The 12,780-nt window shown below is 50.0% G+C and carries 14 protein-coding genes and 1 CRISPR repeat array; of the genes, 5 read left to right on the forward strand and 9 right to left on the reverse strand.

Annotation, left to right across the window (positions count from 1 at the left end; translation table 11 throughout):
• Window positions 1-24: 24 nt before the first annotated feature.
• From H6F86_RS08475 to H6F86_RS08490, 4 genes are all read right to left on the reverse strand, one after another.
• The gene (locus tag H6F86_RS08475) at window positions 25-174 is read right to left on the reverse strand and encodes a hypothetical protein (protein ID WP_190448039.1); all 150 of its coding nucleotides are present in this window, start codon (window positions 172-174) and stop codon (window positions 25-27) included.
• A complete protein-coding gene (locus H6F86_RS08480; protein ID WP_190448040.1) occupies window positions 167-688 on the reverse strand; it encodes a hypothetical protein in 522 nt (173 codons plus the stop codon). Before H6F86_RS08480 ends, H6F86_RS08475 begins: the two co-directional genes overlap by 8 nt.
• A 30-nt stretch (window positions 689-718) precedes the next feature.
• On the reverse strand, window positions 719-1,180 hold the full coding sequence (locus H6F86_RS08485; RefSeq protein WP_190448042.1) for a hypothetical protein: 462 nt from the start codon (window positions 1,178-1,180) through the stop codon (window positions 719-721).
• Between the two features lie 580 nt (window positions 1,181-1,760).
• Window positions 1,761-2,099, reverse strand: coding sequence for a prevent-host-death family protein (locus H6F86_RS08490; RefSeq protein WP_190448044.1), 339 nt, complete (start codon window positions 2,097-2,099; stop codon window positions 1,761-1,763).
• Window positions 2,100-2,340: 241 nt separating this feature from the next.
• Between H6F86_RS08490 and H6F86_RS08495 the strand changes: the two genes are divergently transcribed.
• From H6F86_RS08495 to H6F86_RS08505, 3 genes are all read left to right on the forward strand, one after another.
• Complete coding sequence (locus H6F86_RS08495) at window positions 2,341-2,535, forward strand: hypothetical protein (protein WP_190448046.1); 195 nt, start codon at window positions 2,341-2,343, stop codon at window positions 2,533-2,535.
• A gap of 14 nt (window positions 2,536-2,549) precedes the next feature.
• Window positions 2,550-2,756 carry a hypothetical protein gene (locus H6F86_RS08500; RefSeq protein ID WP_190448048.1) on the forward strand — a complete coding sequence of 69 codons (207 nt, stop codon included), beginning with the start codon at window positions 2,550-2,552 and terminating at the stop codon, window positions 2,754-2,756.
• A 315-nt stretch (window positions 2,757-3,071) separates the two neighbouring features.
• Window positions 3,072-3,467: a hypothetical protein gene (locus H6F86_RS08505; RefSeq protein ID WP_190448050.1), complete on the forward strand. Its 396-nt coding sequence runs from the start codon at window positions 3,072-3,074 to the stop codon at window positions 3,465-3,467.
• A gap of 232 nt (window positions 3,468-3,699) precedes the next feature.
• Here H6F86_RS08505 and H6F86_RS08510 read toward each other — a convergent pair whose 3' ends face one another.
• A complete protein-coding gene (locus tag H6F86_RS08510; protein ID WP_190448052.1) occupies window positions 3,700-3,864 on the reverse strand; it encodes a hypothetical protein in 165 nt (54 codons plus the stop codon).
• Window positions 3,865-4,009: 145 nt separating this feature from the next.
• Window positions 4,010-5,476, reverse strand: a complete 1,467-nt coding sequence (locus tag H6F86_RS08515; RefSeq protein ID WP_199305164.1) for a TIGR03985 family CRISPR-associated protein — start codon at window positions 5,474-5,476, stop codon at window positions 4,010-4,012.
• Window positions 5,477-5,545: 69 nt separating this feature from the next.
• Between H6F86_RS08515 and crn3 the strand changes: the two genes are divergently transcribed.
• Window positions 5,546-6,475: a CRISPR-associated ring nuclease Crn3/Csx3 gene (crn3, locus tag H6F86_RS08520; RefSeq protein ID WP_190448054.1), complete on the forward strand. Its 930-nt coding sequence runs from the start codon at window positions 5,546-5,548 to the stop codon at window positions 6,473-6,475.
• 10 nt (window positions 6,476-6,485) lie between these two features.
• On the opposite strand, the gene H6F86_RS32135 is transcribed toward crn3, so the two are convergent.
• The 3 genes from H6F86_RS32135 to H6F86_RS08530 form a co-directional block, all read right to left on the reverse strand.
• Window positions 6,486-6,716, reverse strand: a complete 231-nt coding sequence (locus H6F86_RS32135; RefSeq protein WP_242033433.1) for a DUF4351 domain-containing protein — start codon at window positions 6,714-6,716, stop codon at window positions 6,486-6,488.
• Complete coding sequence (locus tag H6F86_RS08525; protein ID WP_242033434.1) at window positions 6,710-7,264, reverse strand: Rpn family recombination-promoting nuclease/putative transposase; 555 nt, start codon at window positions 7,262-7,264, stop codon at window positions 6,710-6,712. The genes H6F86_RS32135 and H6F86_RS08525 overlap by 7 nt, the downstream gene beginning before the upstream one ends.
• Before the next feature lie 206 nt (window positions 7,265-7,470).
• A CRISPR array of direct repeats spans window positions 7,471-10,315; the repeat unit is 22 nt; unit sequence GTTTTCAACTAATCCGATTTGG.
• A gap of 138 nt (window positions 10,316-10,453) precedes the next feature.
• On the reverse strand, window positions 10,454-11,302 hold the full coding sequence (locus H6F86_RS08530; protein ID WP_190448056.1) for a hypothetical protein: 849 nt from the start codon (window positions 11,300-11,302) through the stop codon (window positions 10,454-10,456).
• Window positions 11,303-11,581: 279 nt separating this feature from the next.
• On the opposite strand from H6F86_RS08530, the gene H6F86_RS08535 reads away from it, so the two are divergent.
• Window positions 11,582-12,780 (forward strand): type III-B CRISPR-associated protein Cas10/Cmr2 (locus H6F86_RS08535; protein WP_190448058.1); only part of this gene is annotated, 1,199 nt, incomplete at its 3' end.

Below are 12,780 nucleotides of genomic sequence, written 5' to 3' on the forward strand. Positions count from 1 at the left end.
GGGTTCCAGCCTAGCTTCATACTCTTATTCAGCAACGCCTCCATTGCCATAGAGATCGTGCAGAATCGCTCTTAATTCAGCGCTCTCCCTGGTGTTAATCTCCTGCTGTGCGGCTGTGCGATCAAGTGTCGCTTCGGCTTGCTGGTCATCGCTTAGACTTTCTCGGTTAGGCAACTTCCGCCAGCGTCGGCAACGCACAGGGCAAAGCATAGCAGGCATGGATAGCAGTGTAACTATGATTGCCTGAAGGCCGATAAGTTTCAACTGCGTCAATCATCCAGGCTAGTGGGACGGGGTTCAGCAGCGTCGGATGCTCGGTTGGCTCACCGCCATATAGCCGTCCCATTGGTGGGTTGCCCTCCATGTTTGAGCCGTAATACTGCACGTCTCCGTTGGGCATAAGCTTGAGGTTTAAGCTGATGCTGGGGTAATCGTCGCGCCATTTGGTTTGATCCCAATCGGAGCGATCAGGGACAGGCTCTGCCGCCGGATGCACTAGCGCCAACGTGATACTCTGCGAAGCGTTTGAGTAAGTTTGAAGTTCAACAACTTGCCATTGACGCGCACTTCCCATGCAAACCATGTCGCCAAGTCTGGGCACTGTGTCAGCGCGAACAACTTGCTGCGAATTTTCGCTGCTTTCGTGATCGATGTGGCTATCGGCGATGACTTCATAGACTGTGATCATCTGCTTTACTCCTTTGCTAATTGCCGTATTTTAATTGCTATACCAGCCGGGTATAGCGTCTTCGCCTTCAAAGATACACTTCCACTTCAGCACTCCACCCACACCAACATCGTTTGGCAAGGTTCTGACTAGCTTGACCCTACGCCCTGCCCTTTTGAACCGTGCCGCGATCTGGTTGCAGTCTGACCGATTTACAGCGCCGTGGATCTCCTGTTGCGATCGCATCTCTGGACGTGGACCAGACTGCGGGATAGGCTGCGTGTGGATCTCCATCTGGTTTGGATGCAGCCGATACTTCTGCCCTCTAGCGTTAAGGATATAGTAGCCAACGCCTCCCAAAAAGACGATACCTACGATCGCGCCACATCCTACAGTCGCGGCACAAGCGGTTGCCCCTACATAGGTTTCAACCACTTGGGCGCGGCTGTTCTGCGGTAAAACAATAGGGCTAAAGCAGGCGGTAAGTGCGATCGCCAATGCTCTTCTTTGCATTAAAAACCTCCTTCTTGAACTATTGCTGCAATTTTTTAATGAGGCGGGAACAAAGTCTTGCTTTGGCTCAGAAGCATCTGCCGATGCTTGACTTGGAGACTATGGCGGTAGTGGTCCGCTATTCCCAGCGCTTCAGGGGTTGGTCATTGTTTTCTAGCTTGGATTCCGAACTGTTCAGAAAGCTGATCGATTGCTCCAAGCCTTTAATCTCCAAACTCGCCAAAAAGACAATTTCTCAAATTTTCTGCCAATCTTGGAAAGGTTTCTTTGTCTCCTACCTTTAGCCAAATTGTCAGCTCGAATATGTCTTGCGCTTGACCGCCTTGAGACGGTTTCGGTACGACTTCGTTGAAGCGATCAGTCACTTTTGTAGAAAAAGTGAACGGCTGATCCAGTACATTGCCTAGCTATCAGTTCGTAACCAGAACATCATCACCAGCTCGTAAGCCAGGGTCACACTCAGATTGGGCTATGACAATCTGGAGCGGCGTGTTAGCGGGAAGCTCCTTGTGTTGCAGCGGAATTGTGAGGCTGATATGGCATTCAAACATGGTGATCTTCCCGGTATTACCAGCGTGGCTTACAGCTTTATTTCGTCTTCGTATTGATAGACCCTAGCTGAGATAAAGGCTAAACGCCTCTCGTTGTGATAGGTCAGCCAAATACAATCAACCCCGGATTCAAGAGACTCCCAAGCTGAGTTGAGGTTATCTCGAAGGTCTATCAACCCCATTTCCTGCTCAGACGAAAATTTAAGGGTTTCCGCGATTGCGATTGGAACCAGGTAGCCTATGCGGTCTTTGTAATAATCAATCGGAACGATGTCGCCGTTCTGAACTTGACGGCGATAGCGAGAAAGATTTTGTCTGAGCTTTGAAAGAGGAACCAAGTTGACTGGCGGGCTAAGGGTCGTGAGCATGTTTTACTTCCTTGACTTTATCAACTTGTGTCCATACTAGACAGTGTTGTACATTATGTCAATCATGTATTTGTTGATAATGTTGTACGTTTTAGAGTAGATTAAAAACACGAGAGAAGACGATCACGCCTCGCAAGCAAGTAACCGCCTTCTCTCTTTATTACAAACCCTCGAAAAGGTTCTTGAAGCAATGGTATCAACAGTTCCTCTAACTGAACACAGAACAAGCCGAATCTCTCCCTTGCAGGTATTCGACGCAGGCTATCGCGACGGTCTCAACGGACGGACAAATTACGCACTCTGCTCTAACGCTGAATACAGTCAGGGTCGCCTTGCGGGCTACCGCGCTAATCCGAACAGCCTCTTCAACCGTGAAACCCCTCAGCAAACTCCTTTGGAGCAAGGTTGGGGTGAAGAGCGGTTAAACGCTCTCTAGCGAGGATCGCCCCCATGCAACCAAACTGCAACGGGGCGGTTTCGACCGCCCTTATCCTCTTTCACAAGCACGATTCGTTGGATGGCGCTCTCTACAGCTTCCGCTGGTGGGAGTACAGTCAGTCCGTTTTAGGCTTCGGCACGATCGCCCTTAGTTTCGACGGTTACCACTGGCTTGTGCTGGTTTCAGCCGACTTGATCGAGAAGGCGTTACCGTTCTAACCGTACTTAGGTAGTCATCCGGTGCAATCGCTTTCAAGTTTTTAACCTACTGCCACAAATGCAGCCCCATTAAGCTCCAGCGGAAATGGCTGGCTTACGTAGAAATGGTTGAACGCCTGCAAAAAGCTCAAAATTCAACAGTTGTGAAACATGTTGGAGCAAAAGCCGTGAGAGACGCGATCTGCTTAATCAACAAAATTAATTGAGTTAACCGCAATAGATAAGCAGTAGAGCATAGCAGCGCTTTATGCAGCAGCCAATAGGCTCGGCGGATGCAGGCAAATACAACATAACCATCGAGAAGCATTCTGCTTGATGAAAGATGCAACTGACGACGGCAGTAAAGTGGAATGGCTTTGGAACACTCGTGATGGTGTGACACCCTTCTGCGTCTCCAACCGTGCTGGGAATAAGATGATGCAGCACGTTGATTGGCAGATCGATCGCTGCCTGCCCAACTATCAACCGTACCCTGGCGAACACATCTTCATTGACCTGACTCCAGAACGGGCGCTGCAAAGAGCAACGGTCAAAATGGAGTATTGGTGGGAGCATCCAGAGCACCCAATGTGCACAAGGTTTGCCTCCAAAGAAGCGGCGATCAACCTCTTCCTCAACGACTTCAAAATCGGGGAAGCTCCAGATGTAATCGAAACTGGTACGGCACAACTCGTTGACTCAGCCAAGACAGGCAAAGCGCTCTGGAATTAATGGGGCAGAGCTTCAATACCCGGACGATGAAGACGTTTGAGTGCGGTGACCGGGGCTGTAGCCATAATTGTACCCAGAATAAACAGAGCGCATGGTTGCGTTATAGCCAGGCGAGGCATACACCGTAGTCGTCACCGTTAACCCTTTTCACCACAGACCGAACTCCCGTGTGCGAGCGAGACGAAGCGGGACGGCTGTAGGAGGAACGTGTTTGGGTCAAACGGCTGGCAGGCTAAGTGCGACAGAGCGATTGCCTCAGGTCGAGCACTTGCCCAGACGCAGTGGTCATGTAACAAGCACTATCAGACTCCCCTGGTAAAGCCTCGGCACGCAAAGCAGTGAGCGTCATGGAGGCAAGTCCAACAGCAGCAGCGATTGACCAAAGATGGCGGTTCATGAAGGCAACAGGTATAGGTGCTCTTCAACCATGGATCCACAGAACTACTACAGACAGTCCTAGTACTCAGCCTTCACTTGGCTAATCTTCTTATTCTATAAGGGTTTCTGGCTAATCACATAGAAAAGCAATGGCTCATGCTTGGTTAATCGCTGTAGTGTGCCAACTCCTGGGTTACTTCCTTCGCAATGTCTTGTCTTAGCGACAGGGGCGCAATAACTTCGCCATTAGGTCGCCAGTCGCGCAAGCGCATCATGACGTTAATATCACCGGCTCGAATCCACACAGCGTAATAGGCATCGCTGGCAGAGCGGCGAGCGATTAACTTCAAGGTTTCCTGCTGCTCCAAGGGATCAGTGATTTCCTGACGAACCAAATCCGGCAGGTGGCTGTAAGCGATTGGGCAAAAGGTTGGGTGGCGCACGGTATGGTCTACATACCAATGGGCAAATTTGGCTGGGAAGCGCAAGAGTAGCAGTTGACGCGGCAGGTAGAAATTAAACCCCCACGCCTCGTCCAACTTTGCTTTGACAGCTTCCGGTGAGGGCAGCTCTCCAGCATGCCGCAGCTCTTTCAACCCCTGGGGCACCCCCGGATCGCCCCAGGCTAAAACTTTCAGCTTTTTTGACGCAACGCGATCGAGCCTGTAGTTGTGCCAAGCCAGTTTGCCTTCAGGGTCAAGTCCATAAGCGCTCAGATATTTTGCCCGCCGCGCATAGTGCAAACAGACCGGATAAACTGTGACCGGCACCTGACGCTCTTCCCTGGCAAGCCAGGTCTTAAATTGAATCACGCCACCATCGGGCGTACCCCACAGTTGTTCGATCTGTTCCTGGAAGTCATCCACTTTTTCCTGCATTGCTTCCGAGAGGATGTAATCGAGATGGATGAAAATGCGTTGACTAGGTTCTTCGCGTAGGCGATGGGCATCGATCGCCGTTAGCTGTTCCCACAGCGCCTGAACCACCAGTTGCAGGTTGGGTTGCACAAAGGCAAGTGCCTCTAAAACGCGCAGCATTTCCCAGGTTTGAGCAGCGGAGAGGGAGGCGAACAGGGCAGAGTGAGCGGTGAGCGATGCAGCAGGTGGCGGCGGTAATGGCAGTTTAGCGGTCGAGACGCAACGATAACGTCCCTGCGGGAGTGCTTCCAGCCAACCTTGCTGGCTCAACAGTTTGAGGTCGTCTCGCAGGGAGCGGTGAACGGTGGCAAAGGGGCATTGATCGAGGTGCTGTTCCAGTTCTGTTGTAGCCAGTCCGGTGAGTTGTGCCATTTCGGTCAGCCACTCCGAAGCCGTTAGACGGGGACTGACCTCATGCAGCCAGGTTTGCAAGGTTTTGTGGCAGAGACAGGTTAGGTCAGCGCAGGTTGCTGTTAGGTCTTGGGCTGAAAGCGAGTCAGACCGTCCGTGGCTATCGGCAAACAGTCGTTCGCGTATATCGGGATAGCTAAAGGGCTGGGGTAAGGAGGTAGACCAATGGGGCTGTACCCCATAGAGCCTGTGCAGCAAGACCCATAAGCGCAGAGTCCGCTGTAGCCGATTCGCCAATTGTCCGGCACTGAGCCAATGCAGAATGGAGGGGCTAGGCGGATAGAGAAAACCAATGGCTGACAACGCTCGAACTCCCCTCTTCAAGGTCGAGGCGATAATAGCACGGAGACATCAGCAGGGAGAGTAACGCCGATGGAAGCGGTAGCTGAACCAGCCATCCGTTTACAGTTAAGTGAGCAGCACAGGGTGCAGGGCTTGCCCTACCAGTGGTTGACCATCGCCATGACGCGGCGCGATCGCATCATTGCACCCGCTGATTTGAGCAACTTGGCATTACCACCTGGCATTGATACCACAGGCGGCGTGGTGCTCTCTGGGCGTGCGCCCATTTGGCTTTACAGCTACCTGGTGCAGGAACTGCATCCGACCGCTTGGGTTGCCTGTTACGACCCGCGACTGGGTGCGATCGTGGTCTCTACGCACTCTCGGCTCGCAAGCATTGGTCAGGTGTTGCCAGTGTCACTGCCTGGTGGTGCTGCTGCGTCTGCCCTGTGCCCCGCGCTGTTAGTGGTGGGACCGCCAGATAGCGGGAAAAGTGTACTGTCTCATGCCTTATTCCAGTCATTGCTGCCGGATGCCCCAGATGTTTATCTGCAACGGGCGCAGTGGGATGGCGAGGGCAACTACATTCTGGAACTGGGAGCGGCATTTGCTGACGACGATCGCGAAGCGTTGAAGGCGATCAATCGTGGGCAGTTGACCGATCGCTTCTTTGCTTATCATGCCCAGGCGATTTTGCAGTTACGCAGGCAAAAAAGCCTGGTGCTGGTGGATGTGGGCGGCATGGTGCAACCAGAAAAGCAACCGATACTGGAAGCGTGTTCTCACTACCTGATTATTAGTTCGCAGCCAGAGGCGATCGCGCCCTGGCATGAATTTTGTCGCGATCGGGGGAATCTCACGCCGCTGGCTGTGGTGCATAGCACGTTGGAACCATGTGAAACCATCCATACCAGGGAACCCTATCTAGAGTCGACCTGTGGACCCTGGAGGCAGGGACAGCCCCGAGCAATACCAACCGCCTTACTGGAGACGGTGCAAGGACTGATCCGCTTCACCTGACCCTGATTGCCTAATGCCCTTGCTCCGTTAGCCATGTTTCTAAATCAGACAGGCTGGAGAAATCTAGCAATGCTTCGCCTAAGGCTTCTAATTGGCTGATGGATAGTGCTTCGATTTGCAATCGCATCGGTTCTGGCAAAGCGCCCACTTGACGGGTAAGCTGGCGCAGGATAATCAAACGCTCCCCGTCTTCCTTCGCTTCCTGATAAAACCGCGTTTGCTGCAAATTCAGTCCTAACATCGCTTCAATTCCATGATGGCACGACCAGGTTCTGGCGGTGATGACTCCTGTACACGCGCTAGTAACGTTCGGGCGGCTTGCATTGCCTGCTGCTCTTGGAGTGTGGTCAAGACCATTAACCCTACGCCAAGTGGCAACTGATCGATCGCACCGAGTGTGTTCAGATACACACGATGAACTCGATCGCCTGACAGCAAATCTTGATAGGGAAGCGTGCAGCTTTGTTCGGTTGTCTGTGATGGATAGATGATGATGGCTTGCCAATCACTGAAACGCTCACGGTTGCGGTAGAAGTACAAAAATGATTCGCCGAATAAGCGCTCGTAAAGTTGCTCGTCCTTTTGGAATTGCACCTCACAGAAATACACTACTCCGGGGCTGTCAGACTCTGGTGGCAAGAACACGCCGTCAATTTCAAAGCGGGGTTCTTTGACTGCAACCGAATCAAAACGATAGCCTTGGGCATTGGCTGGAGGGTTGTCGAGTAGCTCAAACAGTAGTGCGGGAGACTGTTGAAACAACTGATAAAAAATGGAATCTCGTCGCATCGGTAAGCGTCTGGGAAAGCTGAAGCAATTGTACTACTGAAAGAAACGTGGAAGGGCAGTAGTGGTACACGATCGCCCCTCAAATGACACGCATCCATGCCCCATTGATCGCAGTAAGAACAATCCGCTTTGAGGTTATTGGCGAACTTTGCAAACAAAAGACCTCCGAGTTTCAAAGAATTCGGAGGTTTGCATTTAGAGCAAGGCTTTCCAACTAATACGATTTGGGGGAATCGGTAAACGATCTCCGTAAGTACAAGTCCGTCGATTATCAATATGGAAATGCGTTTCCAACTAACCCGATTTGAGTAATCGGTAAGCGTGAAGGTTAAACAGAAGTAGGCTTCTTCGTTGGCACGTTTTCAACTAACCCGATTTGAGTAATCGGTAAACCCGCGATTGATTCGGGCTAGGGCTTCCTAGCACCAAAGGGTTTCCAACTAATTCGATTTGGGGTAATCGGTAAACTCACCAAGATGATGGTTCAGTTGTCTTTACCCATTATCAGTTTCCAACTAATCCGATTTGGAGTAATCGGTAAACTCCTGCTTTTGGTACTGGGGCAAAACAGGTGTTGGTAAAGCAACATTTCCAACTAATCCGATTTGGGTTCATCGGTAAACGGGCGACCAGGCATCAATGTCTGGCGAGGGAAGGTATCAGACTGGTTTTCAACTAATCCAATTTGGGTTCATCGGTAAACTCGGTCAACCTTAAAGCAAAGATTAAGCTGCCTGAGTTTTCAACTAATCCGATTTGGGGTAATCGGTAAACTATCAACAATTCGGAGAACTAACCGATCGCGCTGATGGCGAGTTTTCAACTAATCCGATTTGGGGTAATCGGTAAACGTAGAGAATGAGGTAACGATCCCATTTGGTGACATTGCAGAGTTTTCAACTAATCCGATTTGGGGTAATCGGTAAACCGTCGAGACACGAGTTATTCAGCGCAAGTACCCAGAACTTAAGGCAGAGTTTTCAACTAATCCGATTTGAGTTCATCGGTAAACACGCAGACTGAAACAGTTGTTGTCGGGCATCAGGAGGTGTTTTCAACTAATCCGATTTGGGTTCATCGGTAAAATGATCCTTCTAATAGAGATGACTGGCAAGCCATCTTAGAAATGTTTTCAACTAATCCGATTTGGGTTCATCGGTAAACGTATGGTGGATCTTGCAGAAGCTTATCGCAAGGTTTTAGGACGGTTTTCAACTAATCCGATTTGGGTTCATCGGTAAACGCCAGTACGCCATATGACTGGTATGATTACGGCTCAAAGTTGTTTTCAACTAATCCGATTTGGGTTCATCGGTAAACCACCTCAATTAAAAAACACATAGAGCGCGAGCCTGTCTCAGGTTTTCAACTAATCCGATTTGGGTTCATCGGTAAACACAAGCAAGTAGCAAAACAGCTTGGGACGCTTGCCTAGTTTTCAACTAATCCGATTTGGGTTCATCGGTAAACAGGTGAATGGCAATTCAATGTACTTCTTCCTTCGGGGGAAGTAGTTTTCAACTAATCCGATTTGGGTTCATCGGTAAACCTCTGGAAAAGGTCATTCGTACTGAGGAATGGAAAGAGTTTTCAACTAATCCGATTTGGGTTCATCGGTAAACGTACAAGTTGATGTCGAAAAAGCAAGGAGTGCTTGCGATGCGTTTTCAACTAATCCGATTTGGGTTCATCGGTAAACCACATCGACAATGGTTTAGTTTTCTATATTACAGATAAGTTTTCAACTAATCCGATTTGGGTTCATCGGTAAACCTAAGGTTGTTTCGAGTCTAGGTGGATTGGTTGCTTATCTTGGTTTTCAACTAATCCGATTTGGGTTCATCGGTAAACGATTCCAGTCGGTCATCCACACATACACTTACCTTCGTTTTCAACTAATCCGATTTGGGTTCATCGGTAAACCTGGAATGTTGAATAAATACTTTACCGAACACGGTTATAGGTTTTCAACTAATCCGATTTGGGTTCATCGGTAAACCTTCGAGCGCTTAGGCTTGGGTTGGTCAGCTAGCGATTTAGTTTTCAACTAATCCGATTTGGGTTCATCGGTAAACAAGCGTTGGGCATGTCCAAGCAGAACGTTTACGTTTGGTTTTCAACTAATCCGATTTGGGTTCATCGGTAAACCAAAGGAGTATGGCATTCCACTCACAAAGGAGGTGATCCGTTTTCAACTAATCCGATTTGGGTTCATCGGTAAACGTTCATGGTAGACGCTGTAGAGAATGACTCTACCATTACTCTGGTTTTCAACTAATCCGATTTGGGTTCATCGGTAAACTCAGACTGTACAGGCATATTATCAGAAGCTAGAGAATGCCGTAACGTTTCCAATTAATCCGATTTGGGTTCATCGGTAAACGCGCCAAGCACGCAAGACGACCAAAACGGCAGCGAAAAGTTTTCAACTAATCCGATTTGGGTTCATCGGTAAACCCCTACACCTGAGTCTTATAGCCAGATCTATCATCAATTCTGGGTGTTTTCAACTAATCCGATTTGGGTTCATCGGTAAACGAATTAACGGAGGAAGAGTTTGCTGAACGCTACTTCATGTTTTCAACTAATCCGATTTGGGTTCATCGGTAAACTCTCTAGGGCAGATCTCAAACCTCATGGCAGAAGTGGCGGTTTTCAACTAATCCGATTTGGGTTCATCGGTAAACTGGGCTGCCAACGTGCGTATCAATGGTCAAAACGTAAACGTCTCCAACTAATCCGATTTGGATTCATCGGTAAACGCGCGAGCGTGTGGAATAGCACCACTTCCAGCCCCAAGTTTCCAACTAATCCGATTTGGGTTCATCGGTAAACACTATTGACAAGTGTCTTGATAGTATCGCTGAAGAGTTTTCAACTAATCCGATTTGGGTTCATCGGTAAACCTAAACAATGGATCAAGTCCGTGCCAAGCATGGCTCAACGTTTTCAACTAATCCGATTTGGAGTGATCGGTAAACGAGTCTGGATTGATGGCAGCCAGATTATTGTGCCGCTTCCAACTAATCCGATTTGGAGTGATCGGTAAACGCTCTCTCCAGAGAGCCATACCTGAAGCCAAGTTCAAGCAGCGAAACTTCATAGGGGGTGATCAGACTATAGCAAAGCCTTGTTTGCCTTAATTACTCCTCTAGGGGATCAAGGACACCATCTCTGGTCAGTGCTAAATCAATGCTCATTCTGTCTATGGAGGATTGGGTCGATGTCAATGACAACTGGGCTCATCTCACCCTGACGCAACGGATTGCCATAGCGATTTCGTGGGGTATCCATATACTGCATTCGCCGTCCGGGGGGAATACACGCCATCGCGATCGCCACACTCATCATTTTGTTGCCCCCAGTAATGTCTGCCAGCAGCATGTCATCCTTATACCCAGACTGCCGGAAGACAGCTTCCACAATGTGCCAGAGGCGGGCATAGTCATACTCCCGCACCGTTAAGTCCGGGCTGCGATGAATGTCAAATTGCTGCGTGCCGTACTGTAAACGCAGGTACTTTTCTAAAAGGATGGCGGCAACATCTGATCCTTTAACCGTCTCGTAGGTTTCGGTGGCAAGGCACCAGACATCGCGCAACTTTCCCCCTTGAGCGTGATACTCTACCGCCTTAATTTGCGGCAACAGGTTAGAACCAAGCAGGTTAATGGCAGCAAAATCTGCTTCTGTCGGCGCATCGGCATGGAGAATGCGCTCAATGAGGGGGTTGAGCACCGCTGGGTTGTTCAGGTCTGCACTGCGAGGACTATAGGAACTGAGCAACAAAAGCAAGCCCTTTGCAGGACAGGGAGGCTCTTTGGCAATCGAATAGGAGGTGGCTGAGGCAAGCTTTTTGCTGCGCCAATGGTCAAAAGACCACCAGGCGATCGCAAATAGCGGCACAAAAACTAGCCCAATGAGATTACCCGATGACAGTAACCCCAGCATCCCTGTGACAAGGGCAAACCCCACAAACTCAAGGGGCGATCGGGGTGCGAAAATGCCTTCAAGCTTCGGCTGGCGTTTGGGGGTGAGCATCGGGAAAGCCAAAATGTGTGGAAGTGCGTAACGAATACTGTGCCCTAATGCGTTCGTCCAATTAAAACGCGCTGCACTTTTTCTGCTAGCTAGGAGAAAATCAGTCAATTTGGGAAAGGTTTTGTCTTATTGCTTGGGCACTCTAGAGCGAGGGCATGGGCTGTGAGGGGAACCTCCTTAGAGTGAACATCGCTCCATACTTTTCTAGCGTGTTGCTGGAAGACCCCTCTTCTAACCGCTGTTAAGATACGTTCAAAGCCGTTTCCTTGCTGAGCTTTCATGATGCCTGACGACGTAAGCTGTTACACCGCGATCACTTTTGCGCCTGTCCAGGGCTTTATTGAGAAATCTCGTAAGCTGCGCGACCTGTATGGCAGTTCCTTCATCCTTTCCTACCTCGCACGTGCCCTCTGCGATGCGGCACATCAACAACTGTACGATCGTCAAACAAACCCTGAGCCTGTTATTTCCCCTGCACTGATCAACTTGACGCAAGGTACGCCCAACCAAATCATTATCCGGGGCAATTTCCCCGAAGCAGTCGCCAGAGCAGTCTTTGAAAAAGCCTGGACAGATGTTGTTGAAGCCTGCCGTGATGAAATTGAGACACGCTTGCCAGACTTCCAACCCTATCGCTGGCAACGCGCCTGGAATGCCTGGAGCAACCACACCTGGGAATTCTTCTGGGCACAGACTCATAAAAACGATGACGCATTGCCCGATCGCATTGGGGATGTTCGCAGACGCTTAAATGAAAAGAAGCGATCGCGGGGCTGGTCTGGTATCAACTGGGTGGGCGAGAGTTCTACTCTTTCTGGTGCCGATGCCATTGCCTGGTATGGCATGGCAGACAAAGTTGACCCCAAACAATTGCATCTGTCTCAGCAGACTGAGCAAATCAGTGTCTTCTGTCAGGCATTGAGCCGAGCCTTTAGCGAAGCCATTATTGCTGCCAATGAACGGCTCAGCATCCTCGAACTAATTAAGCGACTGATTACCCTCGATGCGATCGCAGAGCGGCTTAACCTTCAAGCGAACGATCGTCCCAGTGTTGAAATTCCCCTCAGTTTCAGAGACATTAATCGCCACCGAGACAGACCGGAAGAACGCCGCTGGACAGGTTGGTTTCAGGGTGACGGCGATCGCATTGGAGAATATCTCAAGGGGTTGGTGGAAACTGGCGAACCTGAAGCGGTTGCCTTGCACGATTTTAGCCAAGCCATGATTAATTGGGGTGGTAACACGCTGCGGTCTTCTCTGCCAGAGGGTGGTGGACGAATCATTTACGCGGGTGGAGATGACTTTCTGGGCGTGCTTTACCGCAACCATCCTGAACCAGCTTTAGCTGCCAGAGAATGCGTTGACTGGTTCGATCGCTTTCCCGCACTTTGGCAGGTTCACGGACGAGAAATTACGGTCAGCGTTGGTTTGGTCTGGGCGGCTCCTGGAGTACCGCAGCGCGATGTCTTGCAGCACTG

Source organism: Phormidium sp. FACHB-592, assembly GCF_014695795.1.
In the GTDB taxonomy this organism is placed as follows: domain Bacteria; phylum Cyanobacteriota; class Cyanobacteriia; order Leptolyngbyales; family Leptolyngbyaceae; genus Stenomitos.

Excerpts from the sequence above, each read along its gene's own strand:
- H6F86_RS08505 (WP_190448050.1), top strand. The coding sequence starts at position 3,072 with ATGAAAGATGCAACTGACGACGGCAGTAAAGTGGAATGGCTTTGGAAC.
- H6F86_RS08490 (WP_190448044.1), bottom strand. The coding sequence starts at position 2,099 with ATGCTCACGACCCTTAGCCCGCCAGTCAACTTGGTTCCTCTTTCAAAG.
- crn3 (WP_190448054.1), top strand. The coding sequence starts at position 5,546 with ATGGAAGCGGTAGCTGAACCAGCCATCCGTTTACAGTTAAGTGAGCAG.
- H6F86_RS32135 (WP_242033433.1), bottom strand. The coding sequence starts at position 6,716 with ATGTTAGGACTGAATTTGCAGCAAACGCGGTTTTATCAGGAAGCGAAG.
- H6F86_RS08480 (WP_190448040.1), bottom strand. The coding sequence starts at position 688 with ATGATCACAGTCTATGAAGTCATCGCCGATAGCCACATCGATCACGAA.
- H6F86_RS08510 (WP_190448052.1), bottom strand. The coding sequence starts at position 3,864 with ATGAACCGCCATCTTTGGTCAATCGCTGCTGCTGTTGGACTTGCCTCC.
- H6F86_RS08500 (WP_190448048.1), top strand. The coding sequence starts at position 2,550 with ATGCAACCAAACTGCAACGGGGCGGTTTCGACCGCCCTTATCCTCTTT.
- H6F86_RS08525 (WP_242033434.1), bottom strand. The coding sequence starts at position 7,264 with ATGCGACGAGATTCCATTTTTTATCAGTTGTTTCAACAGTCTCCCGCA.
- H6F86_RS08485 (WP_190448042.1), bottom strand. The coding sequence starts at position 1,180 with ATGCAAAGAAGAGCATTGGCGATCGCACTTACCGCCTGCTTTAGCCCT.
- H6F86_RS08530 (WP_190448056.1), bottom strand. The coding sequence starts at position 11,302 with ATGCTCACCCCCAAACGCCAGCCGAAGCTTGAAGGCATTTTCGCACCC.